The organism is Kitasatospora sp. NPDC093550, from assembly GCF_044764985.1.
In the GTDB taxonomy this organism is placed as follows: domain Bacteria; phylum Actinomycetota; class Actinomycetes; order Streptomycetales; family Streptomycetaceae; genus Kitasatospora.
Genome location: NZ_JBIWJF010000007.1, coordinates 357,496 through 381,115 on the forward strand (window position 1 = coordinate 357,496; position 23,620 = coordinate 381,115).

21 protein-coding genes are annotated in these 23,620 nt (G+C 75.2%); 7 read left to right on the top strand and 14 right to left on the bottom strand.

Annotated features, from left to right (window positions below):
- Positions 1–156: 156 nt before the first annotated feature.
- On the top strand, positions 157–1,749 hold the full coding sequence (locus ACIRD3_RS14385) for a M4 family metallopeptidase (protein ID WP_402215494.1): 1,593 nt from the start codon (positions 157–159) through the stop codon (positions 1,747–1,749).
- 14 nt (positions 1,750–1,763) lie between these two features.
- Here the strand turns inward: ACIRD3_RS14385 and ACIRD3_RS14390 are convergent, their stop codons facing one another.
- From ACIRD3_RS14390 to ACIRD3_RS14410, 5 genes are all read right to left on the bottom strand, one after another.
- Positions 1,764–2,627, bottom strand: a complete 864-nt coding sequence (locus ACIRD3_RS14390) for a hypothetical protein (protein WP_402215497.1) — start codon at positions 2,625–2,627, stop codon at positions 1,764–1,766.
- A 278-nt stretch (positions 2,628–2,905) separates the two neighbouring features.
- On the bottom strand, positions 2,906–3,874 hold the full coding sequence (locus ACIRD3_RS14395) for a D-2-hydroxyacid dehydrogenase family protein (RefSeq protein WP_402215500.1): 969 nt from the start codon (positions 3,872–3,874) through the stop codon (positions 2,906–2,908).
- A gap of 71 nt (positions 3,875–3,945) precedes the next feature.
- Complete coding sequence (locus ACIRD3_RS14400; RefSeq protein WP_402215503.1) at positions 3,946–4,356, bottom strand: hypothetical protein; 411 nt, start codon at positions 4,354–4,356, stop codon at positions 3,946–3,948.
- A gap of 10 nt (positions 4,357–4,366) precedes the next feature.
- On the bottom strand, positions 4,367–5,332 hold the full coding sequence (locus ACIRD3_RS14405; protein ID WP_402215506.1) for a glycerophosphodiester phosphodiesterase: 966 nt from the start codon (positions 5,330–5,332) through the stop codon (positions 4,367–4,369).
- Between the two features lie 86 nt (positions 5,333–5,418).
- The gene (locus ACIRD3_RS14410) at positions 5,419–6,438 is read right to left on the bottom strand and encodes an ArsR family transcriptional regulator (RefSeq protein WP_402215509.1); all 1,020 of its coding nucleotides are present in this window, start codon (positions 6,436–6,438) and stop codon (positions 5,419–5,421) included.
- A 48-nt stretch (positions 6,439–6,486) separates the two neighbouring features.
- Here ACIRD3_RS14410 and ACIRD3_RS14415 point away from each other — a divergent pair, with 48 nt between their 5' ends.
- The 4 genes from ACIRD3_RS14415 (at position 6,487) to ACIRD3_RS14430 (ending at position 9,996) form a co-directional block, all read left to right on the top strand.
- Positions 6,487–7,452 carry an aldo/keto reductase gene (locus tag ACIRD3_RS14415; protein ID WP_402215513.1) on the top strand — a complete coding sequence of 322 codons (966 nt, stop codon included), beginning with the start codon at positions 6,487–6,489 and terminating at the stop codon, positions 7,450–7,452.
- A gap of 91 nt (positions 7,453–7,543) precedes the next feature.
- Positions 7,544–8,167, top strand: coding sequence for a histidine phosphatase family protein (locus ACIRD3_RS14420; RefSeq protein ID WP_402215516.1), 624 nt, complete (start codon positions 7,544–7,546; stop codon positions 8,165–8,167).
- A 76-nt stretch (positions 8,168–8,243) separates the two neighbouring features.
- A complete protein-coding gene (locus ACIRD3_RS14425; protein WP_402215519.1) occupies positions 8,244–8,831 on the top strand; it encodes a TetR/AcrR family transcriptional regulator in 588 nt (195 codons plus the stop codon).
- A gap of 109 nt (positions 8,832–8,940) precedes the next feature.
- Positions 8,941–9,996, top strand: coding sequence for an SDR family oxidoreductase (locus tag ACIRD3_RS14430; protein WP_402215521.1), 1,056 nt, complete (start codon positions 8,941–8,943; stop codon positions 9,994–9,996).
- Between the two features lie 52 nt (positions 9,997–10,048).
- On the opposite strand, the gene ACIRD3_RS14435 is transcribed toward ACIRD3_RS14430, so the two are convergent.
- From ACIRD3_RS14435 to ACIRD3_RS14445, 3 genes are all read right to left on the bottom strand, one after another.
- On the bottom strand, positions 10,049–10,204 hold the full coding sequence (locus ACIRD3_RS14435; protein WP_402215523.1) for a hypothetical protein: 156 nt from the start codon (positions 10,202–10,204) through the stop codon (positions 10,049–10,051).
- 227 nt (positions 10,205–10,431) lie between these two features.
- Positions 10,432–10,926, bottom strand: coding sequence for a hypothetical protein (locus ACIRD3_RS14440; RefSeq protein WP_402215525.1), 495 nt, complete (start codon positions 10,924–10,926; stop codon positions 10,432–10,434).
- A gap of 42 nt (positions 10,927–10,968) precedes the next feature.
- Positions 10,969–11,199, bottom strand: a complete 231-nt coding sequence (locus ACIRD3_RS14445) for a hypothetical protein (RefSeq protein WP_355262023.1) — start codon at positions 11,197–11,199, stop codon at positions 10,969–10,971.
- A gap of 127 nt (positions 11,200–11,326) precedes the next feature.
- Here ACIRD3_RS14445 and ACIRD3_RS14450 point away from each other — a divergent pair, with 127 nt between their 5' ends.
- Positions 11,327–11,938, top strand: coding sequence for a hypothetical protein (locus ACIRD3_RS14450; protein ID WP_402215528.1), 612 nt, complete (start codon positions 11,327–11,329; stop codon positions 11,936–11,938).
- Here ACIRD3_RS14450 and ACIRD3_RS14455 read toward each other — a convergent pair.
- The 6 genes from ACIRD3_RS14455 to ACIRD3_RS14480 form a co-directional block, all read right to left on the bottom strand.
- Positions 11,929–14,169, bottom strand: a complete 2,241-nt coding sequence (locus ACIRD3_RS14455) for an acyltransferase family protein (RefSeq protein ID WP_402215530.1) — start codon at positions 14,167–14,169, stop codon at positions 11,929–11,931. The genes ACIRD3_RS14450 and ACIRD3_RS14455 overlap by 10 nt on opposite strands.
- Positions 14,170–14,300: 131 nt before the next feature.
- Positions 14,301–16,037, bottom strand: coding sequence for a glycosyltransferase family 2 protein (locus ACIRD3_RS14460; RefSeq protein WP_402215532.1), 1,737 nt, complete (start codon positions 16,035–16,037; stop codon positions 14,301–14,303).
- Positions 16,038–16,223: 186 nt separating this feature from the next.
- Entirely contained in the window at positions 16,224–16,790 is a 567-nt protein-coding gene (locus tag ACIRD3_RS14465; protein ID WP_402215534.1) for a GNAT family N-acetyltransferase, read from the bottom strand.
- 221 nt (positions 16,791–17,011) lie between these two features.
- The gene (locus tag ACIRD3_RS14470; protein WP_402215536.1) at positions 17,012–18,031 is read right to left on the bottom strand and encodes a helix-turn-helix domain-containing protein; all 1,020 of its coding nucleotides are present in this window, start codon (positions 18,029–18,031) and stop codon (positions 17,012–17,014) included.
- Positions 18,032–18,117: 86 nt separating this feature from the next.
- Complete coding sequence (locus ACIRD3_RS14475) at positions 18,118–20,844, bottom strand: AAA family ATPase (RefSeq protein ID WP_402215538.1); 2,727 nt, start codon at positions 20,842–20,844, stop codon at positions 18,118–18,120.
- A gap of 356 nt (positions 20,845–21,200) precedes the next feature.
- On the bottom strand, positions 21,201–21,560 hold the full coding sequence (locus ACIRD3_RS14480) for a hypothetical protein (protein ID WP_402215540.1): 360 nt from the start codon (positions 21,558–21,560) through the stop codon (positions 21,201–21,203).
- 372 nt (positions 21,561–21,932) lie between these two features.
- Between ACIRD3_RS14480 and ACIRD3_RS14485 the strand changes: the two genes are divergently transcribed.
- On the top strand, positions 21,933–23,528 hold the full coding sequence (locus tag ACIRD3_RS14485; RefSeq protein WP_402215543.1) for a PP2C family protein-serine/threonine phosphatase: 1,596 nt from the start codon (positions 21,933–21,935) through the stop codon (positions 23,526–23,528).
- Positions 23,529–23,620: the final 92 nt, after the last annotated feature.

A 23,620-nucleotide genomic window follows, 5' to 3' on the forward strand; every position in this document is an offset into this window, starting at 1 on the left:
CGCACTGTGGAGCGCTTGTTAACTTTCGATCATTTTTGATCGACAAAGGACACAACTTGGCAAAGTTATGACCTTCCCTCTAGCTGCACCTGACTGACCGCCGTCAATCTCTGACGCAGCTCCTTTCCCTGCAGCTCACCCCCACTGGAGTTCCGAGTGACCCCCACGTCCTCCTTCCGCCGTGCCCGCGTGGCCGGAGCCATCGCGGTCGTCGCCGCCCTCGCCGGCGCGACCGTCCCCGCCGCCACGGCCGCCGCCGCGGCCGACCCGCGCGCGGCCGCGATATCCCAGGCCCGCGCCAACGTGGCCCACAACGCCGCGGTGTTCGGCTTCGGCTCCGGCCAGGACCTGGTGCTCAAGGACGTCGTGCTCGACGCCGACGGCACCTCGCACGTCCGCTTCGACCGCACCTTCCAGGGCCTGCCGGTGGTCGGCGGTGACCTGGTCGTCCACCAGGACGCCAAGGGCCGGCTGAAGGACACCACCCGCGCGGCCGCCCACGAAGCCGCCGTGAAGTCGACCGTCCCCAAGGTGCCCGCGCAGTCCGGCGCCGCCGACGCGCTCTCCGCCGCCCCGGGCGTCCGGGACGCCGTCAGCACCCCCGAGCTGGTCGTCTGGGCCGCCGACGGCACCCCCCGCCTCGCCTGGCGCACCACCGTCGAGGGCTCCGGCCCGCACGGCGAGCCGGCCGGCAAGGTCGTGGTCACCGACGCCACCACCGGGGAGCAGATCGAGTCCTACGACGCCGAGCACCAGGCCTCCGGCACCGGCAACTCCGAGTACACCGGCACGATCACCATCGACACCACCCCGGTCAGCGGCGGCTACACCCTGACCGACCCGGTCCGCGGCCACGTCACCAAGGACGCCCACAACCTCTCGTCGAGCTCGGTCAAGGCCACCTCCGGCACCGCCTTCACCAGCCCCACCAACGTCTGGGGCGACGGGAAGAAGTTCTCCGCCGACCGCTCCACCGCGGCCGTCGACGCCCACGCCAACACCGCCTGGACGTACGACTACTACAAGAACACCTTCGGCCGGAACGGCATCAAGAACGACGGCAAGGGCGCCACCGTCTTCGTCCACGTCGGCACCAACTGGGACAACGCCCAGTGGTCCGACAGCTGCTTCTGCATGATGACCGGCGACGGCGACGGCTCGCACGACCCGGAGCAGGTCGACCTCGACACCATGGGCCACGAGATGACCCACGGCGTCACCAGCGCCACCGCCAACCTGCGCTACAGCGGCGAGTCCGGCGGCCTCAACGAGTCCACCAGCGACATCTTCGGCACCATGGTCGAGTGGTACGCCAACAACAAGGTGGACACCCCCGACTACCTGTTCAGCGACCAGTCCACCCCGCCGTGGCTGCGCCGCTTCGACAAGCCCTCGCTGGACGGCTCCTCGGCGGACTGCTGGAGCAGCTCGGTCGGCAAGCTGAACGTGCACTACTCCTCGGGCGTCGGCAACCACTTCTTCTACCTGGCCAGCGAGGGCAGCGGCAGCAAGACCATCAACGGCTTCACCTACAACAGCCCCACCTGCAACGGCTCCACGGTGACCGGCATCGGCAACCAGAAGGTCGCCAAGATCTGGTACCGCGCGCTGACCGTCTACATGACCTCCACCACCAACTACAAGGGCGCCCGCGCCGCCTCGCTGAACGCGGCCAAGGACCTCTACGGCCTGAACAGCACCGAGTACAACGCCGTCGCCGCGGCCTGGAGCGGCGTCAACGTCAGCTGACCTACGGCGTACCGCTAGTGGTCGAACCCGACGTGGCAGTGGTCGTGGTGGGTGTCGTCGGTGAAGAACTGCCTGCCGGCGCCCGGGATCGCCACCGGACCGCCCACGTTGTACGACCCGGCGGCGGCCGCGTCCCGCATGAAGGACGCGATCAGCTGCCGGGGCGTCGCCGGATCCACCACGGCCATGCCGTCGATCCGCCACACGTCGAAGGCCCGGCCCGGCGGATGGTCGCTGGGCCGGGTCGTCCCGAAGACGTCCAGCGGGTGGCCGGTCCGCACCACGCTCACCGACAGCGTGTACGGGCCGGCCAGCCGCAGCATCGCCTCCAGCGCGCTGTCGTGGACGGTGCCGCTGCGCAGGTCGGCCGCCGCCTCGGGCGGCAGCTCGATCCTCGGCTCGGCCAGCACCCGGGCCACCGCCGGGGGCGGTGCGGCGGCGGCCGGACCCGCGACCCCGGGGTGCAGCGCGGTGACGGTCCAGCGCGGCTCGGCCCGGCTCAGCCGGACGTCCACGGTGGTGCCGCCCTCCGCCACCGAGCCGTCCGCGCCCCTGGTCCACTGCCGGCAGACCACCAGCACGCTCGCCGAGTCGTCGAGGATCCCGCCGTACTGGGCGACGATCACCTCCAGGCTCGCCTCCGGCGCCGCCGGGGCCAGCGGGCCGGCCTGGTCGGCCAGCGCGGGCGGCAGCCCGAGCGCCGCCACCCGCGCCCGGGCCGCCTCCACGCCCTGCCCGCCGGGCGGCCAGGCACCCAGCGCCGCGACCAGCTCGACGGCGCGGCGCTTGACGTCGGGCTGGACCTCCGACGGGCCGGGCTGCCACAGCGGCGGCCGGGGCAGCGGGGCGGGGGACACGGTGGGCGTCGCGGTGGGCATCGCGGTCGGTGTGGGTAGCGGCGTCGGCGCCCCGCTCGGCGCTCCGGTCGGTGCGGCGGCCGAACCCGACCCCGCCGCCCGCGGTCCGTCCCCGCTGCCGCACCCCGCCGCGCCCAGCAGCAGCGCCGCCGCGCCCGCCCGCAGCACCCCTCGCCGGTCCGGTCCCGGCCGCACGTCTCCGCTCGTCCGGCGGTCAGTCCGGCGGTCAGTCCTGTGGTCAGCCATACGGTCAGCCATGCGGTCAGTATGCGACCCGGGCGCGGCCGGTGGCGCCGGTGTCAGCCCAGTCGGCGGATCGGTTCGCCGGCCAGGAAGGCCGCGATGTCCTCCACCGCCTCGCCGTAGTAGCGCCGGTAGTTGTCCTGGGTGACGTAGCCGAGGTGCGGGGTGGCGAGCAGCCGGGGCGCGGTGCGCATCGGGTGGTCGGCGGGCAGCGGCTCGAGGTCGAAGACGTCCACGGCGGCCCCCGCGATCCGGCCGCCGGTGAGCGCGGCGAGCAGCGCGCCCTGGTCGACGACCGCCGCCCGGGAGGTGTTGACCAGGTAGGCCTCGGGCTTCATCAGGGCGAGTTCGGTGGCGCCGATGAGCCCCCGGGTGCCCGGGTTGGACGCGAGGTGGATCGAGACGTAGTCGCTCTCGCCGAGCAGTTCCTCCATGGTCGCGGCCCGGCGCACGCCCGCCGCGGCGGCCCGTTCGTCGGTCAGGTTCCGGCTCCAGGCGACCACGTCCATGCCGAAGGCCGTCCCGACCCCGGCGACCAGGCTGCCGATCCTGCCGAGCCCGAGCAGCCCGAGCACCCGGCCGTGCAGGTCGGCGCCGACGGTGCTCTGCCAGGGCCCGCCCTGGCGCAGCGCGGTGTTCTCCTGAACGAGGCCGCGGGCGAGCCCGAGCAGCAGCGCCCAGGTCAGTTCGACCGGTGGGGTGGAGGAGCTGGCCGTCCCGCAGACCGTCACCCCGTGCGCCTCGGCGGCGGCGTGGTCGATCACCGAGTTGCGCATGCCGGAGGCGACCAGCAGCCGGAGCTTCGGGAGTCGGGCGAACAGCGAGGCGGGGAAGGGCACCCGCTCGCGCAGGGTGACCACGATGTCGAAGTCGGCGAGCGCGGCGGCGAGTTCCTCCTCCGAGCCGAAGTGCTCGCGGAAGGCCGTCACGGCGACCCGGTCGGTCACCGGGGACCAGTCGGCGAGGCTGGTGGCGACGCCCTGGTAGTCGTCCAGGACGGCGCAGCGAAGGAGCGGGATCGTCATACCCGCACTCTCCCAGAAGCGCCCGCCCGCCCGGCGCGCCGGGTCCGGCCGCACGCCTCTCGGCCGTGGTCCTACGCCGGGCCCGCGGGGAGCGGCGGCTCCGGGGGCCGCAGGCCGTAGCCCTGGTCGGTCCGCACGATCCAGGAGGGCTCGCCGAGCTTCCACCTCAGGACGGTCATCGGGTACGTCAGCTCGTGGGGGTGGAGCGACGCGCCGTAGGCCCGCCCCATGATCGAGTGCGGCTCGTGCACGCCCTCGCCCAGATCGATCAGGGCGCGCAGCAGTCTGACGTCGGAGCGGGTCAGCCGGGCCCCGCGGCCGTCCAGGGTGACGACCCGGGTGTCCAGGTCGATGACGAGGCGCCCGTCGAAGGCGGTCAGCGTGCCCTGTGGCTCCGGCAGCCGGCCGAAGTGCCGCAGGACCCACTCCTGCGCGGCGCGGTCGTCGAGCGGCCGGGTGTGCGTCGCGTTCTCCTGCTCCACACCGGGCAGCCTAACGGGCGACGCCGGAGGCGGACCATGCCGTGTACCAACCGGCCAGCTCCGCCGGGCGGTTGGTGATGATCCCGTCCACACCCGCCGCCGCGAGGGCCTGCCAGCGGGCGGGCTGGTCGACGGTCCAGACGTTGACGGCCACCCCGGCGGCGTGCAGGTCCTGGAGCACCCCGGGGCGGGTGGCGAGCGCGTCGTCCGAGGGGTTGTAGGCGGCCAGGCCGAGGTCGCGGGCGGTGGCGACCGGGTCGGGGTCCAGGGTGGCGCGGAGCAGTCCGAGCGGGAGTTCGGGGGCGAGTTCGCGGGTCAGGCGCAAGGCGTCCACCTCGAAGCTCTGGACGAAGACCCGGTCGGTCATGCCGTGTTCCCGCACCTCCCGGACGATCCGGGCGACCTGGTCGCGGGTGTGCGGCCCCTTGACCTCCAGCAGCAGCCTGCCGCCGCGGGTGCGCAGGTCCTCCAGCTGGGCGGCGAGGGTCGGCAGCCGGGTGCCGGCGTACGCGGGGGCGAACCAGGAGCCGGCGTCCAGCGCGTCCAGCTGGGCGGCGGTCAGGTCGCGGATCCGGCCGGTGCCGTTGGTGGTGCGGTCCACGGTGTCGTCGTGCAGCACGTACGGGACGCCGTCCCGGCTGGGCTGGACGTCGTCCTCGATCCACTCGGCACCGGCCCGACGGGCCACCTCGTCGGAGACCAGGGTGTTCTCGGGGGCGGCGGAGGAGGCGCCGCGGTGGGCGTAGACGGTCGGCGGCGCACCGGCCGCGCGCAACCGGGGGGCGCCGGCGGGGACGCCCGTGGCCGGGCCGTCGGGGGCGGGGGCGTCGGCGGCCGGGGTGACCGGCCGTACGGGGCCCCCGGTGAGCGCGACGGTGCCGACGGCGGCCCCGAGCAGGGCGGCGACGAGGGCGGTCCGGGGGCGTCGGGGCTGCCGGGGGTGTCCGGGGTCCTTGGGGTGCCGATGGGGTGCCATGTCCAGCACGCTACGGGCGTCCGGCCCGGTCGGCCGGACGACACCGACATCCGGGCTGACATTGCGACGGTCGGATGAGCGCACGATCACCCGTCGCCCAGTGGTGCGAGCAGCGCCTCCGCCGAGGCCGTCCGCGCGTACAGCACCGACCGCCCCGCCCGGTGGGCGCTGACCAGCCGGGCGTCCCGCAGGGCCGTCAGGTACTGCGACACCGCCGACGGGGACAGGCCGGTGCGCCGGGCGAGCTCGGTCGTGGAGGCGGGGGACGCCAGCTCCGTCAGCAGCCGGGCGCGGGAGCGGCCGAGGACGGCGGCCAGGGCCTCGGTGCCGGCGGGCGGGGCGCTCGACCACAGGGTGCCGATGCCGCGCGCCGGGTAGGCGAGCTGCAGCGGGTCCGGCGGGGCGAGGCGGGTGTAGAGCGCCGGTCCGGTGAAGGCGGAGGGCACCAGCAGCAGGCCCGCCCCGGCCGGCCGGCCCGGCAGCGGGCGGGTGCGGTGGCGCAGCCGCAGGGTGTCCTCCGTCCAGCGGAGTTCGGCGTGCAGGTCGTTGAGCACCCGCGCCGCGCCGTGCTCGGCGGCCTGCCGGGCCCGGTGCAGCACGTCCGCGTCCAGGACGGCGCGGATCCGCGCCCAGTACGGGGCGAGCGCGAGCTCCCAGTACGCCTCGACCGCCTCGGTGAGCCGCCCCAGCCCGGCCGCCGGGTCGCCGTGCAGGGCGCGCAGCCGGGGGCCGAGCCCGTCGCCCTCGCGGCCGAGCCGGTCGAGGTCGCGGCGGACCCGCTCCTGCGGGGTGGCCCGGATCGCGGCCAGCTCCTCCGCCAGGCTCGGGGCGGGCCCGGTGGGGGCCGGGTTGAGGAAGTCCGGCACGTACCCGGCGGGCCGGACCAGCTCGGCGAGCAGCGCGTACGCCGGTCCGAGCGGGGCCAGCCGGGACCGTACCTGCTCCGCCCACGGCCGGTGGACGGGGTGGGCGAGCCCCGAGCGCAGCAGCCGCAGGCTCGGCCCGACCTCCCACATCGGGCAGACCGCGAAGCGCATCCGCGCCAGGTCGCCGGCCGTGAAGGACAGTTCGGCCGACAGGACCCCCACCCCCGTGGATTCACACATGGTCGAATCGTTGGCGGTCAGGCTAGTGCATTGGCGATCATGACCGGTATGACTGCGAACACCGGTGCGAACACCGCTTCCGCCGCCCCTGCCCCCGCCACCGTGACCGCCGCGGCCGCCGGCACCTGGACCCTCGGCGACCGCCCCGTCCACCGCATCGGCTTCGGCACCATGCGGCTGCCCCAGACCGGCCCGGCCCTCGTCCCGCACGCCGTGCCGCGCGACCGCGAGCAGGCCCTGCGGGTGCTGCGCCGCGCGCTCGAACTCGGCGTCAACCACTTCGACACCGCCGCCTTCTACTTCTCCGCGCTGCGCTCCGCCAACGAGCTGCTCAACCGGGCGCTCGCGCCCTACGGCGACGACCTGGTGATCGCCACCAAGGTCGGCCCGGCCCGCGGCATCGACGGACACTGGGCGGAGCACGCCCGCACTCCCGAGCGGCTGCGCGCCCAGGTCGAGCAGAACCTGCGCCAGCTCGGCCGCGACCACCTCGACCTGGTCAACCTGCGCGTGGTCGGCACCGACTCCGTCGCCGAACGCTTCGGCGCCCTGGCCGAGTTGAGGCAGGCCGGGCTGATCCGCCGGCTCGGCCTGTCCAACGTCCACCCGGAGCAGCTCGCCGAGGCGCGCGCCATCGCCCCCGTCGTCTGCGTGCAGAACCCGTACGGCATCGGCGCCTCGGCCGCGCAGGACGAGCTGCTGCGGCTCTGCGGCGAGCAGGGCATCGCCTTCGTCCCCTTCTACGCGATCGCCGGCGCCGGGCGCGAGGGCGGCACGGGCGAGACGGGCGGCACCGAGCCCGCCCAGGTCCGGGCGGTGGCCGAGGCGCGCGGGGTGAGCACCGCCCAGGTGCGCCTGGCCTGGACGCTGCACCGCGGCCCGCACGTCCTGGCCATCCCGGGCACCGGTGACGTCGCGCACCTGGAGGACAACATCGCCGCCGGGGCGCTGCGGCTGTCGGCCGAGGAGCTGGCCCTGCTCGACGAGGCCCACCTGGCGGCCCGGGCCGGCTGAGCCGGAACCGCGGGGAGGCGGCCGGGCGTCGCTCCCGGAAGGCCGGTCGCCGACCGGTCACGCCAGTCGACCACCGAGGAGACCCCGGAGCATGACCGACCTCGCCACCCGCTACCTCTACCTGGCCCGGCACGGGGAGGCCGCGCCCGACGGCACCGGACTCAGCGAGGCCGGCCGCCGGCAGGCCGTCCTGCTGGGCCGGCGGCTGGCCGACCGGCCGATCGCGGCGCTGCACCACGGCCCGCTCCCCCGGGCCGCGCAGACCGCGCGGCTGGTCGCGGAGCGGCTCGACGGCGTGGCGCCGGTGGAGTGCGAGGAGGCCGGGGACTACGTCCCGTACGTCCCGGCGCGGGACGAACTCCCGCCGGACAGCGCGGAGTTCCTGCTGGACTTCCTCGCCCAGGCCACCCCGGAGGAGTGCGCGGCCGGCGCGGTGCTGGCACCGCGGGCGGTCGAGCGGTTCACCGGGCCGGTGCCGGGCGGCGAGGACCGGCACGAGCTGGTCGTCACCCACGCCTTCCTGATCGGCTGGCTGCTGCGGCACGCGTTGGACGCCCCGGCCTGGCGCTGGCTGGGCCTCAACGCCGCCAACGCGGGCCTGACGGTGCTGCGGTACGCGCCGGGCCGGCCGCCGGCCGTCCTGCTGGTCAACGACCAGGGCCACCTGCCCGCGGAGCTGCGCTGGACCGGCTACCCGCCCGACCGGCACTGCTGATCCCGCGGTCCCGCGATCTGACCACCCGTCGACCGGCCGTCGACAGGAATATGCAGACCGGTCTACTATCGGCCGCATGGGAGTCAAGGGCGAGGAGACCCGGGCCCGGCTGATCGCCGGCACCAGGGAACTGATCGAGGCACAGGGCTACTTCGGCACCGGCCTCAACCGGATCGTGGCCGCCACCGGCGCCCCGCGCGGCTCGCTCTACTTCCACTTCCCCGGCGGCAAGGACCAGTTGGTGACGGCCGCGCTCACCGAGGCCGGCCAGGAGGTCGAGGCGCTGCTCACCGCACCGCCCGGCGAGGGCGGGGACGCCGACACCGCCGCTCTCGCCGAGCGGCTCGTCGAGGCCTTCGCCGAACGCCTGGAGCGGTCCGATTACACCAGCGGCTGCCCGATCGCGACCGTCGCCCTGGAGACCGCGGGCACCAACGAGGCACTGAGGACCGTCTGCGCCGAGGTGTACGCGAGCTGGCAGCGGGTCCTGAGCACCCGCCTGGAGGCCGAGGGCTTCGGACCGGCCGAGGCCGACACCGCCGCCGGCCAGACCCTCGCCCTGCTGGAGGGCGCGGTCCTGCTCGCCTCCGTCCGCCGCAGCCGCGAACCGCTGGACCACGCCCGGTACGCCGTCCGGCGGTTGCTCGGCAAGCCCGGCGAGTAGCCGAGCACGCGCGCGCCGCCCATCGCGCGGCGCGCGCTCTCTCGTCCCCGAAAAATATGCAGACCGGTCTACTGATTCCCGAGTCCTTCCCATCCTCCTGGAGCGCAGCATGACGACCGCCCCGCCGCCCCGCACGCTCGTCCTCGGCGCCACCGGCTTCCTCGGCCGCTGGCTGGTCCTCGAACTCCTCACCCGCGGCGAGCCGGTGGCCGCCACCGTCCGCGACACCGGCCGCGCCGACGCCCTCCGCCGCTGGCTGCGCGAGCACGACGCCGACGACACCGTCCTCACCACCGTCACCGGCGACCTCACCCGGCCCGGCCTCGGCCTCTCCCCCGAGGACGACGCCCGACTCGCCGAGGTGCGCGACGTCCACAACCTCGCCGCCCGCTACGACTTCGGCCTCACCCGGGCCCAGGCCGAACCCCCCAACGTCCACGGCGCCCTGCACGCGCTGCACTGGTCCGCCACCCGCCCCCGGCTGCGCCGCCTGGTGCACCTCTCCGGCTACCGCGTCGGCCGCGACCCCGACCCGCGGTACCCGCTCGACGAAGCCGCCACCGCCGCGCTCTACACCCGCCTCGGCGCGTACGAGGCCTCCAAGCAGCTCGGCGACGCCGCCGTCCGGGTCACCGCACCGCGACTGGGGGTACCGCTCACCGCCGTCAACCCGAGCAGCGTCATCGGCCACTCCCGGACCGGCGAGGCCGGCCAGTACCTCGGCCTGGCCCAGCTGGTCCGCCGACTCCACCGCGGCCGGCTCCCCCTGCTGCCCGGCAGTCGGCGCACCTTCCTGCCCGTGGTCACCGTGGACCACCTGGCCCGCTTCCTGGCCGCCGTCCCCGAGCACGACCGCGGCCCGCTGCTGGCCCACACCGTCCTCGACCCGGCGACGCCCCACCTCCCGGACCTGATCGCCCTGCTCGCCGCCCACCTCGGCGTCCGACCACCCCGGGGCCTGGTCCCCGTCCGCCTGGTCCGCCGCCTCCCCCGCGCCCTCACCGGCGCCGACCCGGAGACCCTCACCTTCCTCTCCGAGGACCGCTACGACACCACCTCCGCCGACCGCCTCGCCACCGCGGCCGGCCTCACCCACCCACCGCTCACCCCCGCGCTGACCCGCTGGGCCACCCGCCTGGCCGAAGAGGACTTCGGCACCCGGTGACCCCCGGCACGGGAAGTCGGCCACGCCGACTTCCCGAGCACGGCACCGCCGCTCAGCGGCCCGACACACCCGCCCGGGAGGCGCGGACCGCGGCGATGACGAGCGCGGTCACGATCGCCCCCAGGAACAGCGTCCCCGCGGGCCACAGCGGATCGCCCTCGACCAGCGCGGTCACGAAGACGCGGAAACCGGAAAGGATGATCTTCATGCGCGCACCGTAGCGCCCACCGCCTCGAAGCGGAACACCGAGTTCCGATAGCGGGAGTCCCACCGTCCTCGCGATGGGGGCTCAGCGGTCAGACGTCGTCGTCGAACCGGGCCGCAGGCTGCTCGAGACCTTCGGCCCACGGCGCCCCGCCGTCCGGAGCCCGCCCAGGACGGTGAGGTGCTCGGCCGACTCCCCGCAGCCCGCGGTGCCGGCGGGGCGGCCGTCGCTCATTCCGCCTCCCGGACGATCACGGCGTCACCGGCGGCGGCCGCGCCGGCGAAGAAGTCCCGCAGCTCGCGCAGGTCGTTGACGACCAGGGCGGCCACCGCTTCGGACCAGGGCGCGGGGTAGCCGAGGTGCGCCACGGTACGAGCGAGGACGCCGTCCTGCTGGCGGACGAGTTCGCCGAGCGCCGAGTCGCGCAGGAAGGCTGAGGCCGCCGCGACCTGCTCGGGGCTCAGCACCGGCATCTCGGTGCCCGGTTCGCGCCGCCCGCCGCCGTAGACGGGGAGCCGGGCGGCCGGGTCGGGGTGCAGGCCGTTCTCGGTGAGGGCGAGTTCCATCAGCGCGGCGGTGCGCCGGACTCCCAGGGCGAGCCCGGCGGCGGCCAGCCGGTCGTAGCGGACGTCGCGGTCGCGGGGAACGAGTTCGCCGAGCTCCTCCGGCGAGCAGGTGTCCACGGCCCGACCCGGTAGGCGGCGCCAGAAGTGATCCACACTCACCCGCTCAGCCTAACGAAGTCAGGCCTGGCGCGGAGCGCCGGATCAGGCCTCGCCGGGGTGCCAGGCGGGCCATTCCCAGGGGCGGTCGGCCCAGTGGACGCGCTGCGGGTCGCGCGGGTCGAGGTCGGGGAAGAGCTGGTGGACGCGCGGTTCGAACTCCTCCGGCGCGAGCGGCTCCCAGCCGTGGCCCTCGAAGTGGACGAGGCGGTAGCGGCTGTCGGTCCGGAACTCGGCCACCTCGACCAGGGGCGCGGACGTGCTGTTGGTCTCCATGACCCCCAGCATGTGGCGCGGCGGCAATCAACGCCCGTCCAGACCCCTCTTCCGGGTCATGTCCCCGCGTCGGCGCGCTCGTTGAGCACGGGAAGGTACGAAGGGGGGCCGCTGGAAGGACGAGCAGATGACTGGGCAGCCCACCGGAGGGCAGTGGCAGTGGCCGCAGGACGCGTGGCAGCCCCCTCCGGTCCCCGTGGCGGCGCCTCCTCCGGCGCCCGTTCCCGTCCCGCGGCGGCGCCGCTCGCGCGGGGTGTGGGTGGCCGCGGTGGTGGGGACGGGCGCCCTGCTGGCCTCCGCCCTGGTGACGTGCGGGCCCGGGTCGGGCGACGACCTGCGGGTGACGGCCCTGCCGGGGGCCTCGCCGTCCGGCTCGGACCCGGCCTCGCGGCCGCTGCCGGTCTCCCCGCCGCCCGCGACGCCGGCGCCCTCGCCGCTCCCGGCGCCCGTCCCGGCCCCCGCCCCGGGCCAGGTGAGCACGGCGGCGACGGCGACGGCCGACCCCGGCGCCGCGGCCGCCCAGCACGCCTCGGCGAGCCCGCACCCGAAGCCCGGCCACAGCCCGCGCGCCACGGCCCCGGCCCGCGGGGGCGCGGGCGCGCCCGCCCCGGCGGGTCCGGGGGCGGGCGCGCCGGTGCCGAACTCCGGCCCGGGCACCCTCTGCGACCAGGCCGAACGCGTCGGCCGCTGGCCGGCCGGCTCGGAGCAGGCCCGGCTCTGCCGCAGCGTCTACGGCTGAACGCTCGGGACCGCCGGCCCCGGCAGGCCTGCCGGGGCCGGCGGGACGGCCGGGGCCGGCGGGACGGCCGGGCCTGCGGGAGCCCCCAGCAGCCCCTTGTCCAGCCGCGGTGCCAGCACCCGGGCCAGCGTGTCCGTGATGTGCCCGGTGTCCCGGTACAGCACCACGCCCTCCAGCACCGCCGGGCAGGAGGGCCCGCTGCCGGGGCAGAGCAGCGCGCCGAGGTCGAGGGTCCGGACGCCGTACCGGGCGGCGAGCCCGCCGTCCAGCAGTGGGTCGGGCTCGAAGGCGGTGTCCCGCGGGAAGAAGCAGGCGTCCGAACGCCCGTCGGAGGCGGCCAGGCAGGTCGGGATGTCCTTGCCGGGCATCGGGGTGTCGCCGAGGTAGGCGAGCGGGGCGCCGAGCGCGGTGAGGCGGTCGAGGGTGCGGGTCCAGCCCTCGGTGCGTTGCTCCGGGCTGCCGTAGCGGTTGAGGCCGGCCATCAGGACGAGGCGCGGCTTGGGGCCGGAGGTGAGCCGGGTGAGGGTGTTCTCGCGCCAGCGGTCGCACTCCTCGAAGGTGCGGCCCAGCACGGTGTTGCGCACGGTCAGGGTGGCCAGCGGGCAGCCGGGCTTGACCAGCACCTCCAGCGCCCAGTGCCGCTGCTCGGCCATGGTGAGGGCGGCGGAGATCCACTGTCCGGCGTGCGAGTCGCCGAGCAGCACGATCCGGTCGGGGCTGTTCTCGTCGCCGAAGAGGCAGCGCGGGCTGCTGTCGGCGTTGAGCGGGATCTCGCAGCCCTTGCCGGGCGGGAAGTCCTCCCGGGCGCGGGCCGGTGAGGGGGTGAGGGCCGGCACCCGGGTGCCGGGGGCGAGCAGACCGGGTCCGTCGGCGGCCCCGGCGGGTGCGGCGGTGGGTCCGGTGGAGGTGTCGCCGAGGGCCCGTACGGTGCCGCCGCCGAGGGTGAGCGCGGCGATCAGCGGGATGACCAGGGCGCTCGCGCCCACGGCGAGCCCGCGCCGGGGGGCGGGGCTGCTGCCGTACCGCAGCGGCTGCTCGACCAGGCGCAGGGTGAGCCAGGCGGGCAGCGCGGCGGCCAGGGTCAGCGCGGCCAGGGTGGGCCAGGGCAGCGCGCCGTAGCGGGCCTGGGCGATGGTCAGCACCGGCCAGTGCCAGAGGTACCAGGCGTACGAGAGGCGCCCGGCGGCGCGCAGCGGGCGGATGGCGAGCAGGCGTCCGGCGTCGACGGCGCGCAGCGGGCCGGGGCCGTGTCCGGCGAGCAGGACGGCGGCGGTGCCGAGGACGGGCAGCAGCGCGGCGGAGCCGGGGAAGGGCGTGGTGCGGTCGTACAGCACGGTCGGTACGGCGACGGCCGCCAGGCCGAGCCAGCCGAGCAGCCGCAGCGACCACCGCACCGGGCGCCGTTCGGTGCGCGTGGCGAGCGTGCCCCCGAGCAGGGCCGCGCAGGCGCCGGCCGCGAACTCCCAGAGCCGGCTGCCGGTGGAGAAATAGGCGAGCGGCGCCGAGGTCTGCGTCCAGCGCAGGCACAGCGCCAGCGAGGCGCCGCCGATGCCGACCGTGGCGAGGGTGATCGCGAGGGTGCGGCGCCGGCCGTGCAGGTAGCGGGCGAGGCCGAGCAGCAGGACGCCCCAGAGCAGGTAGAACTGGTTCTCCACGCCCAGCGACCAGAAGTGCTGCAGGGGGCTGGGGTCGCGTTCGGCCGCCAGGTAGTCCGTCTGTCGACCGACGAAGCGCCAGTTGGCGAACTGGCCGGCGGCGGCGATCAGATCACGGGCGAGGTCGGTGCCGCGCAGCGGGTCGAGCAGCGCGCCGCCGGCCGCGGCGGTGGCGACCAGGACGGTGGCGGCGGCGGGCAGGATCCGCCGTGCCCGGCGGGCGGCGAAGTCCCACAGGCCGAGCGGCCGGCCGGTCAGCAGGCCGGTGATCAGGAAGCCGGAGACCACGAAGAAGACGTCGACGCCGACGTAGCCGCCGGTCAGTCCGGGGACGGCGGCGTGGAAGGCGAGCACGGACAGCACGGCGACGCCGCGCAGGCCCTCGATGTCGGGCCGGAAGGCGGCACGGGGGCGGGCCGGCCCGCGCTCGGCGAGGACGGCGCCCTTCGCAGCGGGCTCCCGCCCGACCCGGACGGCCTCGGGCAGCAACTCGGCGGGGCCGGAGGCGGTCGAGGACGGGGTGGACGGAGTGGACAGTGTGGACGGTGCGGACGACGGTGGGACGGCCGTTGGCACGGCGGCGCTCCTTGGCAGGGCTGGCAGCGGTGGTCGGGCCCGCCGGGCCGATGGGGCGGCCGGGCGGAGTCCGCGCCGGTGGGGCGACGCGCGAAAGAACTCAGTTGTTCAGTGGGGCAGTTGACGTAACGTCAGAAGATCAGCGGATCGGCCCAGCCGGACGCCAGCAGCCCGCAGAGCAGCAGCACGGCGGTGACGGCGACGGCCTCGGCACGCCCGAACCCGAGGTCGGAGCGGCTCCGTACGGGCGCGGCGACCTCGCCGAGGGTGGCGCCCTTGCCACCGTCGGCGCCGTTCAGCAGCGGCCACAGGGCCCTGATCAGCGGGATCATGGTGTACGCGGTGAGGCCGAGCAGCGCGGCGAGCGCCCAGTACGGCCGCCAGCCGTGCAGCAGCGCGGCCCGGACCAGCCCGGCGGCGCCCGCCAGGACGACGAACCCGAGCCAGCCGACCCCGATCCGGGCGACCGCGCGGGCGAGCGAACTGCCGCCCGACACGGCGCCGGTGGGCACCCAGTCGGCGGAGCGGCGGCGCAGCGCGTGCGCGATGGCGACCACGTGGCAGAGCCCGCCGAGGAGTTGGACCCGGGTGACCTCGAAGCGCCAGCGGGTGCGGGACATCGCGGGCAGCAGCACCAGGGCGACCCAGATCGGCGGCAGGAAGGGGAGCACCTGCCAGGGCTGGATCTCCTCGGGCCGGAAGAACAGCATGATCAGGGCGGGCAACGGCACGGCGAAGACGTTCACCGCGCTGGTGAGGTAGCCGAGGATGCCGTTCCAGAAGCAGAGCCGGGCGGACGTGGAGAGGGGCCCGCGGCGGAAGTCCGGGTCGCGGACGAGGGCCAGGGAGCCGAGGCACCAGCGGTACTGCTGGCTGATGAAGGCGGGCAGGCCGGTGGGCGACATGCCCTTGGCGACCAGCGCGGGCACGTAGCGGGTGGCCCAGCCGGCTCGGGCGAGGGCGAGGCCGGTGTAGAGGTCCTCGCTGTGGTCGATCTCGGCGAAGCCGCCGATCCGCTGCAGTGCGGCACGGCGGTAGAGGGCGTTGGTGCCGCAGCAGACGGTGCCGTCCTGCGCGTCCCTGGAGGGCTGGATCCAGCGGTAGAAGATCTCCTGGGTGGCCCCCGCGGCGCGTTCGAGCCAGGACATGTCCGCGTCCGTGTCGAAGCACTGCGGGCTCTGCACGATGCCGACGCCGGGGTTGTCGAGGTAGGGCACCAGGTGGTGCAGGAAGTCGGGGCGGGGGCAGAAGTCGGCGTCCAGGACGGCGATGATCTCCCCGGCGCCCTCGGCCAGGCCGTGGTTGAGGTTGCCGGCCTTCTTGAAGCGGCCCCGGTCGGGGCGGGCGCGGTACTGGAAGCCGTAGGACTCGGCGAGTTCGCGCACCTCGGGGCGGTCGGCGTCGTCGAGGACCAGGACGGTCAGCTCGCCGGGCCAGCGGACGGCCGCGGTGTGGCGGTAGGCGTTGTCGAGGACGGCCAGCGGTTCGCCGGCGGTGGGCAGCAGCAGGTCCACGCTCGGGGGGCGGGCGGGCTGCCAGGCGCGCAGCAGCAGGTCGTGCGAGTCTCGGGTGAAGCGGCGGGCTCGCTGGCCGTCGGTGAGCGAGAGCAGCCAGGTGGCCGCGTTGAGCACGGTGAGCACCAGGAACGGCCAGAGCAGCGGCTTGCTGAGGGCGAACAGGCCGAGCGTGGCGGTGGCTCCCGCGTAGGAGAGGGTGGCGCAGAGCAGCACCCAGCGGCGCTGCGGGCCGAAGTACCAGTAGAGCTCCTCGTCGTCGGGCGGGCCGGGCAGGCGCGGGTCGGGGTCCGCGGGTGTCCGGCGCGGACCGGCGTCGGGTGCGGGCATGGCGGTGCCATGGAGTACGGGCATGCGGAAGTGGCCCCCCTGGGCATCGGACGGTACGTGGCCGTTCGCGCCCAGCCTCTCACATTGGCCTAGACCAATCATGAACGAGGTATGACATCTCCGCATCGCCCCAGCTCACCGACTTGACGCCGCATCACCTGCCGGATCAGGTCGAGCGGCCCTGCACCGCACCCCGAGCCGCGCCCGCGATCAGACGGCCTTCAGCTCCTTGACCAGGTGCTCGAACCGCAGGTCCGGCCGCAGCGGAATGCCGAAGCGCTCGTCGCCGTACGGGAAGGGACTGAACTCGCCGGTGCGGCGGAAGCCGCGCCGCTCGTACCAGGCGATCAGCTCGGCGCGCTGCTCGATCACCGTCATCTCCATCGCCCCGACGCCCCACTCCTCGCCGGCCAGCCGCTCGGCCTCGGCCAGCACGGCCCGGCCGACCCCGCCGCCCTGCAGACCGGGGCGCACCGAGAACATGCCGAAGTACGCCCGCTCGCCGCGCCGCTCCAGCTGGCAGCAGGCCAGCAGCTCGCCGTCCCGCTCGGCCAGCAGCACCAGGCCCTCCGGGTGGCCGACGGCCTCCGCGACGGCCTCGGGGTTGGTCCGCCGCCCGGCCAGCAGGTCGGCCTCGGTGGTCCACCCGGCCCGGCTGGAGTCACCGCGGTAGGCGGACTCGACCAGCTCGACCAGGGCCGGGACGTCGGCGGGCGTGGCGGGGCGGAAGACGGGCTCCCCACCGGGCCGGGCGGTGTCGGGTGCGGTCTCGATCATGGCTGGTCCTTTCCTCCGTGCCGGGGCCGCCCGTGCCGGCCGGCCCGCGGGCATCGTGTCACAGCCCCCGGCCGCCCCCGGGCCGGGGACCGACGGGACCGGCCCGCACTGCTCGGCACCCGGTCCGACCCGGGCACGCGGCCTGGCATGGTGTCGGTCGGGCTGCACGCGGTGGCGTTGGTCACCGATACGTAGACCGTCCTGCCGCCGTCCTGCCGCCGTCATGCCGCCGGGGGACGGCGTCCGTCCGCTGCGGGCTCCCGCGTCGTGGGGACGGGCCGTCGTGAGGTCATGGCCTGCCATTCGCGGGGGGACATGCCGTACGCGGTGCGGAAGGAGCGGCTGAAGTGGGAGGGGCTCACGAAGCCCCAGCGGTGGGCCACTCCCGAGATGGTCGGTGCCGTCCTGGCCGGGCGGGACAGTTCGCGCCGGCAGCGTTCCAGTCGCTGGCGCTGGACCCAGCGGTTGACGGTCGTCCCCTGGGTGTGGAACAGCTTGTGCAGGTAGCGCAGCGAGATGTGGTGCGCGTGGGCGATCCGGGCGGGCGAGAGGTCGGGGTCGCCCAGGTGGCGCAGGACGTAGTCCTCGATCCGGGCGAGCATGCTCCGCGTGCCCTCCTCCGGCTGCCGGGCCGGCAGCCCCCGGCGCTCGTGGACCAGTGCCGCCAGGAGGTCGGCGGCGGTCAGGGCGAGCCGGTGTGCGGTGCCGGGGTCGAGGTCGGCCGGCTGTGCCGCGAGCTGCTTCAGGTAGCCGGCGACGAGCCCGGCCGTTCCCGAACCGCCGTCGAACGCCGTGCCCGTGACGGTGCGCAGCTCGTCGTCCGTCACCCCGAGCGCCGCCTTGGGCAGCCGGAACGCGGTGAAGCGGAAGTGGTCACGGTGTTCCCGCAGGTAGGGACGGCCCGCGTCCGCGCAGGTGAAGCCGCCCGGGCCGACCAGTGCCTGCCGGCCGTCCTGCGTGAGCCGGGCGGTGCCGTGGTGCTGGAGGGTGACCGTCAGGAACTCCGCGCCGCCCTGGGAGATGCGCCGCCGGCTGCGGGACACGGTCTGCGGGCCGGCCTCGACCTCGGCGATCCGGAGCCGGCCGAGCTGGCGGCTGGTGATCGTCCCGACCGGGGAGACGTCCTGGTGCGCGATCAGGTCGAGCGGGACGAAGGTGCCGGACACCAGCGCGCGCCAGTGGCCGGCACGGTCGCGGGGTGACATCGTGGCGGAGGTGTGCTCGGGCAGGGCGACGGACATCGAGGGCTCCGGGTGCTGTGCGGGTGGTTCTTCCCCCACTCTCGGCCCCGTCCGCGCCTGGGCCATCCGTCACATGACTTGCGTCGTCACCGGCCCGGACCGGCGCCGTCCTCCCGCTCCACCACGTCGCGCAGCTGGCCGCGCGAAGTCACGCCGAGGGCCGGGAAGGCCTGGTAGAGGTGGGTCCCGACGGTCCTGGGCGACAGGAACAGGCGCTGGCCGATCTGCCGGTTCGTCAGGCCCTCCGCTGCGAGTCGTACGATGCGCTGCCGCTGCGGGGTCAGCGAGCGCAGCGCGCTGTGCCGGGCGGCGTCGACGCTGACGCCGGCCGCCCGCAGTTCGGCCTCGGCACGCTGCGTCCAGTGGACGGCGCCCAGACCGCCGAAGACCTCACGGGCCTTCGTCAGGGCTGCGCGGGCGTCCGCGATCTGCCGCTGCCGCCGCAGCCACTCGCCGTACTCCAGCCAGACCTGGCCCCGTTCGAACGGCCAGCGCTGTCCGGCCGGGTCCTCCAGCGCTTCGCGGAAGTGCGCACCGGCCGCGTCCGGTTCGGCCAGCAGCGCGGTGGCCCGGAGCAGGATCTGCCGCAGCCGCGCCGACGCTCCCGTACCGACGGCGGCGGTCACCTCCTTCAGGGCGGCCCGCGCCCGTTCGGCGTGACCGGTGAGGACGGCGGCCGCCGCGTGGTCGGCGACCGCGTAGCACGACAGGTGGTAGTGCACGGGTACCCCCGAGCCGCTGAAGAGGGAGCTCGCGTGCCGGTGGGCGGCGTGGTGGTCGCCGAGGGCGGTGGCGGCGAGGGCGGCCGCGCGGCCGGCCCGGACCACGGTGGCGAGCGCTCGGGCCGGCTCGGTGACGGCCAGCGCCGCCGAGGCGTGGCGCAGCGCCGTCCCGGGCTCGCCGGTCACCGCGCACACGGTGGCGAGTGCGGTGACCGCCCGTACCGAGCCGAGGTTGCGGTGGCCGGCCAGGAAGCGTTCGGCGAGCCGCTCGACGCCGAGGCGTGCGTCGGCCCAGCGGCCGCAGTCGAGGTTCGCCCAGGCCAGGTCCACGGCGGTCATCCCCGCGTGGAAGTCGGCCGCGTCCTCCCATTGCGGGTTGACCACCTCCCCGAGCAGGCTCACCGCCGTCTCGGTCTCGTCCAGGAGCATGCTGAGGACTCCGAGGGTGTGCGTCTCGGTCGGGACGAGGCCGGGCCTGGCGGTGAGGGAGGGCAGCTGGGCTCGCACGGTGTTCCCGTGGACGAAGGGGTCGGTGACGCCGATGTCCCACAGGTGGAAGGGCCGGGCGACGGCATCGTCGTCCTGCGCCGCGCGGGCGGCGAGCATCGGCCGGATCCGTTCCCGCTGCGCGGTCAGGCCGGAGTGGTACACGATCCCGGTCGCGATCGTGGACACGTCCTCGGGGAGCTGCGGCACGGGCAGCGGTTCCTCGCCGACGACGAGGGCGAACGCCCGCTCCAGGCGCAGCACCAGCATGGCGATCAGGCCGTTCAGGGCGCTGATCCAGTTCGTCGCGGCCGGGTCGGGATCGAGGTGGGACGCCTCTGCGCCCAGGGTCTCGGCCCGGTCCAGGTCCCCGACCAGGACGGCGGCGTAGGCCGCGGTCGACAGGAGCCTGGCCCGTTCGCCCGCGTCCGGGTGGAGCTGGGCGGCCCGTTCCAGCCCGGCCAGGGCTTCGGCGACGGCGCCGCGCCCGAAAGTGCGCATGGCGGTGGCTTCCAGGGCGGTGGCGACCGCGGTGTCGGGGGTTGTGGTCGCCGCCGACAACTGCCACGCCTGTCGGTCGGGGTCGCCGCCGAGGGCGGCCGCCAGGGCCAGGTGCGCGCGCCGCCGCTCGGCGAAGGGCGCGGCGCCGTAGACGGCGGATCGGACCAAGGGGTGGCGGAACTCGACCCGGTCGGCCCGCACGTGCACCAGGCCGGCCTGCTCGGCCGGCTGCCACACCTCCGGGTCCGAGCCCGTCGGCAGTGCCGCCTGGACGACCGACAGGGCCGCGCCCTCCGCCGCGGCCGCGATCAGCAGTGCCTCACGGGTGGCCTGCGGCAATCCGCCCGCCTGGGCGGCGAAGGTTTCCTCCAGCAGGTCGGTGAGCGGCACGGGCCCCACGGGCGGGAGCCGGCCGTCCCGGGCGGCCTGCCGGGCCAGCTCGATGAGGGCGAGGGGGTTGCCGGCGGAGGCGGCCAGGACCTGGCGCCGGGTCAGACCCACGGGCGGATCGGGTTGGACACCGAGCAGTTCCTCCGCTTCGGCCGAGGACAGCGGAGCCACCACCACCTGCGACACCGTCGAGTCGAGCCAGTCGGGCCGACGGGTGCCGCGCACCGCGACGACCAGCCCGATCGACTCGCCCGCGAGCCGCCGGGCGAGGAAGCCCAGGACCTGGCAGGTGCCGTGGTCGAGCCACTGGGCGTCGTCGACGGCGAGCAGCACCCGGCGCGTGGAGGCGGTCTGCGAGGCCAGGGTCAGCACGGCCAGGCTCACCATCATCGGGTCCGGCGGGGCGGGGTCGTCACCGAGTCCGAAGGCGCCGAGCAGGGCCGCCCTTTGGCGGGCGGGCAGGCCGTCCGCCGCGCCGTCGAGGACCGGCAGCAGAAGCTGGTGGAGGCCGGCGTACGCGAGTTCGCTCTCGGCGACGCTGCCCCGCACCCTCAGGACGAGGGAGCCTTCGCGTTCCGCCTCCTCCACCGCGGTGTCCAGCAGCAGGGTCTTGCCCACCCCCGCCTCCCCGAGCAGGAGAGCTGCGGGCGACACCGATCGGGGGGAGAGCGCTTCGGCGATGACCGCCCGCTCCCGTTGACGGCCGATCACCATGGAATCCTGAGGCTCCGTTCCGAACCGAGACCGTCGGCCGTTCGGAAGAACGGACGAGGTACGTGACCGCCGGAGCATATCCGCTGCTCGGCCGGGGTCCGGCACGGGCGGCGGCCCGCGGGCAGGCGGGCGGCGACACCGGGACCGCCGCCGCACCGCTCGCGTCGGACCCCGCGCCGCACACCCGCGGATCGAGGACCTCGGCGCACGGGCATGCGCCGCGGCGGCGCCCGCCGTGCTGCATCGGCGTGCCCGCGCCGCTGGTGCGGGCGGGGCGGCGCGCCAGGAGGGGAGCTCGCGCACCACTATCCGGTGGGACTCCCGGCCCGTCACCCGGGCGCTGCGGCGGCTGAACGTCAGGTGGTCTCGCGGCGCTGCTTCATCTCCGCCTCGGCGATGTGGTCCCGGTCGCCCGCCAGGGCCTCGCGGACCTGACGGGCGACCTCGGTGAACCGGGCGTGGTAGCCGTCGTCGTAGGCCTCCACGATCTGGAACGTCCACATCCCCGGCAGGACGTCGGCCCCCTGGACCTCCCGCTCGACCAGATCGGCCTGTTCGTGGTGGCCGGCCTCCCGGAGCAGCCGCACCGCCTCCCCGACCGTCTTGTCCGCGCCGCCGGTCAGCTGGTGGAAGTCGTACAGCCGTCCCCGCGCGCGCTGCGTCGTCTCCCACGCCTGGGACAGCATCCCGAGCGCCTCGACCGTCGCGTCGTCCATCCCCGCAGGACGGGCGTGTCGTGTTCTCCCCGCATCGGCCATCGTCGTCCGCCTTCCCTCCGGACCCCTGCCCCGGCTCCGGGAGGGGGACGGAGGTCGGTCAAGGGTGTGGGTCCGCGGGCGCGCTCCGTCGACGCGCCCGGCACGTTCAACGAGCGGGCGCGGCGGTGGTACGCCCGGATCGACGGGAAACACCCGGGAGGCCGTGGCGGGCTCCAGCACGTCGCACGCGGGCCCGATGCCCGGGCGCGCGCCTCACCGCGCAAGCTCGCTGAGGAGGCCGGACACGCGACGGCCCCGACCGGCGTGAGCCGGTCGGTGGTGCCATGTGCGGGTTTCCGGGTCGGGCCGGGGCATGACATGCTCGGGTGCATGACCGACCACAGGCGGCCCTTGGCGCCGTCGCCCGACGGCGGCACGGCGTACGACGGCTGCGAGGCGGCAGTCGTCGCCGAGGTCCTGGCTGCGATGCCCGGCTCGGTGGTCCACCTGCGGCCCCTCCGGGGGCCCGGCGGGCAGGTGGAGGACTTCGTCCTGGCGGCCGTCTCCCCGGAAACCGTCGACATCGGCGGGCGCCGGGGCCCCGAGCTGATCGGCCGCAGCATCCTCCGCACCTACCCGGGCTTCGCCGGCACCGACCTGTGGCGCGCCTACCTCGACGTGCTGTCCGGCGCCGACCCCTACACGGGCGAGATCGACTACGAGGAACGGACGGCCGGGATTCCGCACCGATCCCGTTACCGCGTGCGGGTGGCCGCCTGCCGGGGCGGGCTGATCGTCTCGTTCACCCGGCTGGACAGCGGCGAGCGCGAGCGCCACCGCCTGGCCCTGATGCAGAGCCTGGGCCGGATGGGCTGGGTGGACCGCGACCTCGTGCGCGGACGGATCACCTGGTCCGACGAGGTCTACTCGATCTTCGGCCGCGACCCGGCACAGGGGCCCGTCCCCCTGGAGGAACTGGCCACCCACGCCCAAGACGACGACCGCCCGCTCATGGAGCAGGCCGTGCGCGGCCTGCTGAAGGCCGGCGAACCCCTCGACCACACCTTCCGCATCCGCCTGCCCGGCCAGCAGCTGCGCCACGTGCGGATCGTCGCCGAGACGGAGAACGACGCCGACGGCCACCCCGTCCAGGTCCACGGCCTCTTCCACGACCTCAGCGCGGTCAGGGACGCCGAACAGCAGCTCCTCGAACACAAGCGCAGCGTCCTCGCCCAGCAGAGCCAGCTCGCCGCCGAACGCGACCTCGCCGCCCGCCTCCAGGAGACCCTGCTCCCCGTCCCGCAGCAGCAGCTGACCCTCGCCGGGCTGACCGTCGACGTCGCCTACCTGCCGGTCCAAGAAGGCCTCAAACTGGGCGGCGACTGGTACAGCGCCGTGGAACTGCCCGACGGCAACGCCCTGCTGGTCGTCGGCGACGTCGCCGGCCACGGCCTCGACGCGGTCGCCACCATGGCCCTGCTGCGCTTCACCGCCAAGGGCATGGCCATCACCGGCACCCCCCTGCCCGAGATCCTCGCCAGCCTCAACACGCTGATCCTGCACAGCTCGGAACGCCAGTTCCACACCGCCACCATGATCATGGCCGTGTACGAGCCGACCACCTCCCGCCTGACCTGGGTCCGCGCCGGCCACCCACCACCGCTGCTGCTGCGCGACGGCCGACCCCGTTTCCTGCCCGCTCCCGAAGGCATGCTCCTGGGCGCAGTGCCCGGACCCAGCTTCGAGCTGTCCACCCTCGAACTCCTACCCGGCGACCACCTCCTCCTCTATACCGACGGCCTGATCGAACACCCCGGCGAGTCCCTCGACCAGGGCATGGATCGCCTCGCCACCGCCACCCGAGCCGCCGACCCCGGCAGGCCACGGTTCCTCGACCGCCTGATCCCCGCCCTCGTCACACCCGACGACCGGCGCGACGACATCTGCGCTCTGCACCTCAGCAGCCCAGCGGGCACGCCGGGCTAAAGCTTGTTGCAGAAGTCTGGGTGTGGGCAGGCCGTCGTGTGTTCTGGCCTGCTGGTTCATGCGGTTCGGGCGAGGTTGTGCATGTGGGCGAC

Bases quoted from the DNA above. Each gene is read 5' to 3' on its own strand.
- ACIRD3_RS14425 (WP_402215519.1), top strand. From the start codon at position 8,244: ATGGGAGTCAAGGGCGAGGAGACCCGGGCCCGGCTGATCGCCGGCACC.
- ACIRD3_RS14415 (WP_402215513.1), top strand. From the start codon at position 6,487: ATGACTGCGAACACCGGTGCGAACACCGCTTCCGCCGCCCCTGCCCCC.
- ACIRD3_RS14485 (WP_402215543.1), top strand. From the start codon at position 21,933: ATGACCGACCACAGGCGGCCCTTGGCGCCGTCGCCCGACGGCGGCACG.
- ACIRD3_RS14470 (WP_402215536.1), bottom strand. From the start codon at position 18,031: ATGTCCGTCGCCCTGCCCGAGCACACCTCCGCCACGATGTCACCCCGC.
- ACIRD3_RS14450 (WP_402215528.1), top strand. From the start codon at position 11,327: ATGACTGGGCAGCCCACCGGAGGGCAGTGGCAGTGGCCGCAGGACGCG.
- ACIRD3_RS14390 (WP_402215497.1), bottom strand. From the start codon at position 2,627: ATGCCCACCGCGACGCCCACCGTGTCCCCCGCCCCGCTGCCCCGGCCG.
- ACIRD3_RS14435 (WP_402215523.1), bottom strand. From the start codon at position 10,204: ATGAAGATCATCCTTTCCGGTTTCCGCGTCTTCGTGACCGCGCTGGTC.
- ACIRD3_RS14395 (WP_402215500.1), bottom strand. From the start codon at position 3,874: ATGACGATCCCGCTCCTTCGCTGCGCCGTCCTGGACGACTACCAGGGC.
- ACIRD3_RS14475 (WP_402215538.1), bottom strand. From the start codon at position 20,844: ATGGTGATCGGCCGTCAACGGGAGCGGGCGGTCATCGCCGAAGCGCTC.
- ACIRD3_RS14445 (WP_355262023.1), bottom strand. From the start codon at position 11,199: ATGGAGACCAACAGCACGTCCGCGCCCCTGGTCGAGGTGGCCGAGTTC.
- ACIRD3_RS14430 (WP_402215521.1), top strand. From the start codon at position 8,941: ATGACGACCGCCCCGCCGCCCCGCACGCTCGTCCTCGGCGCCACCGGC.
- ACIRD3_RS14465 (WP_402215534.1), bottom strand. From the start codon at position 16,790: ATGATCGAGACCGCACCCGACACCGCCCGGCCCGGTGGGGAGCCCGTC.
- ACIRD3_RS14405 (WP_402215506.1), bottom strand. From the start codon at position 5,332: ATGGCACCCCATCGGCACCCCAAGGACCCCGGACACCCCCGGCAGCCC.
- ACIRD3_RS14410 (WP_402215509.1), bottom strand. From the start codon at position 6,438: ATGTGTGAATCCACGGGGGTGGGGGTCCTGTCGGCCGAACTGTCCTTC.
- ACIRD3_RS14460 (WP_402215532.1), bottom strand. From the start codon at position 16,037: ATGCCCGTACTCCATGGCACCGCCATGCCCGCACCCGACGCCGGTCCG.
- ACIRD3_RS14420 (WP_402215516.1), top strand. From the start codon at position 7,544: ATGACCGACCTCGCCACCCGCTACCTCTACCTGGCCCGGCACGGGGAG.
- ACIRD3_RS14480 (WP_402215540.1), bottom strand. From the start codon at position 21,560: ATGGACGACGCGACGGTCGAGGCGCTCGGGATGCTGTCCCAGGCGTGG.